The organism is Streptomyces nanshensis (assembly GCF_001751255.1).
Classification (GTDB): Bacteria; Actinomycetota; Actinomycetes; order Streptomycetales; family Streptomycetaceae; genus Streptomyces; species Streptomyces nanshensis_A.
In genome coordinates this window covers 1-1,782 of the sequence record NZ_LJGW01000572.1, presented here as the reverse complement: position 1 = coordinate 1,782, position 1,782 = coordinate 1, and the positions used below count along the sequence as shown (strand labels likewise).

At 71.9% G+C, this 1,782-nt stretch carries 2 protein-coding genes; one reads left to right on the top strand and one right to left on the bottom strand.

The window, feature by feature from the left end; genetic code table 11:
* Positions 1–229 precede the first annotated feature (229 nt).
* On the top strand, positions 230–1,042 hold the full coding sequence (locus AN218_RS29825; RefSeq protein ID WP_070020175.1) for an isoprenyl transferase: 813 nt from the start codon (positions 230–232) through the stop codon (positions 1,040–1,042).
* 81 nt (positions 1,043–1,123) lie between these two features.
* Here AN218_RS29825 and AN218_RS29820 read toward each other — a convergent pair whose 3' ends face one another.
* A complete protein-coding gene (locus tag AN218_RS29820; protein ID WP_070020174.1) occupies positions 1,124–1,537 on the bottom strand; it encodes a Fur family transcriptional regulator in 414 nt (137 codons plus the stop codon).
* Positions 1,538–1,782: the final 245 nt, after the last annotated feature.

Below are 1,782 nucleotides of genomic sequence, written 5' to 3'. Positions count from 1 at the left end.
CGCCGCCCGGCGGCCGAAGACCCCGGGGGCGGCGAGGAGCCGTCCCGGCAGTCCTGACCGGCGGCGACGCGCGGCCGTCGGCTACGCTCGCCGGGGTCTGCCGCACCGTCCGTACGGCCGGACCCGTACGGCGCGGGCCGCCCCGCACAACGCCGTCCCGCCGTAAGCCCGTACCGCAGTACCGCGAACCCCGTCCCCGGACCCGTCCCATCCCTGGAGCTGAACGACCATGGCACGCCGCGCAATGCTGAACAGGCAGCGTCGCGAGTACGTCACACCCGAGCCGCACCCCTCCGGTGAACGCCCGCCCGAGATCCCGCCGGAGCTCGTCCCCGGCCATGTGGCCTGTGTCATGGACGGCAACGGCCGCTGGGCGAAACAGCGGGGACTGCCGCGTACCGAGGGGCACAAGGTCGGCGAGGGCGTCGTGCTCGACGTCCTCAAGGGCTGCCTGGAGATGGGCGTGAAGAACCTCTCCCTGTACGCCTTCTCCACGGAGAACTGGAAGCGCTCGCCGGAAGAGGTGCGCTTCCTGATGAACTTCAACCGGGACGTCATCCGCCGCCGCCGCGACGAGATGGACGAGTTGGGCATCCGCATCCGCTGGGTCGGCCGGATGCCGAAACTGTGGAAGTCCGTCGTCCGCGAGTTGCAGGTCGCGCAGGAACAGACCGTCGACAACGACGCGATGACGCTCTACTTCTGCGTCAACTACGGCGGCCGCGCCGAGATCGCGGACGCGGCGCAGGCGCTCGCCGAGGACGTACGGGCGGGAAAGCTGGACCCGGCGAAGGTGAACGAGAAGACCCTCGCCAGGTACATGTACTACCCGGACATGCCGGACGTGGACCTCTTCCTGCGCCCCTCCGGCGAGCAGCGCACCTCCAACTACCTGATCTGGCAGAGCGCTTACGCCGAGATGGTCTACCAGGACGTGCTGTGGCCGGACTTCGACCGCCGCGACCTGTGGCGCGCCTGCCTCGAGTACGCCCAGCGCGACCGGCGCTTCGGCGGGGCGAAGGACGGCGGCAAGAAGCCGTAGCGGCGGGGCGGAGATCCGCCGGGACCGCCGGGCGTAGGGACCGGGGCGCGCGGTGCGTCACGTACGTCCCGCCCCCGGCGGTCACTTCGCGGCGGCGCACTCCCCGCACGTACCGAAGATCTCCACGGTGTGGCCGACGTCCACGAAGCCGTGCTCCTCGGCGATGGAGTCGGCCCACTTCTCCACGGCCGGGCCCTCGACCTCGACGGCCTTGCCGCAGTGGCGGCACACCAGATGGTGGTGGTGGTCGTCGCTGTGGCAGCGGCGGTAGACGGATTCGCCGTCGTCGGTGCGCAGCACGTCGACCTCGCCGGCGTCCGCGAGGGACTGGAGCGTGCGGTAGACCGTGGTCAGCCCTACCGAGTCCCCGCGGTGCTTGAGCATGTCGTGGAGCTCCTGCGCACTGCGGAACTCCTCGACTTCGGCCAGCGCCGCCGAGACGGCTGCGCGCTGCCGCGTCGACCTGCCGCGGACGGGGGGACCTGCGGTGGCCACGCTGTCTCCTTCGATCGTCTCGCTCGCTCGTGAACCTGCCCGGTCATTGTGCCAGGCACCGCCGACACCGGCGCTCACACCCGGGAACGAGGAGCTTACGCAGCGCCCTCGGCACCCCTGCTGTCCTGGGACGACGGAGAGGGCCGGGAGGGCTGCGCGGACGGGGCGGGCTGCGGGGCCGTGGCGGACGGTGAGGGCCGGCCGCCGTCGCCTGCCTCGCCGTCCGGAGCGGCGGCGGACCGCCG

What these genes read in the sequence shown, in the direction of transcription:
- AN218_RS29825 (WP_070020175.1), top strand. Translation starts at nt 230, where the DNA reads ATGGCACGCCGCGCAATGCTGAACAGGCAGCGTCGCGAGTACGTCACA.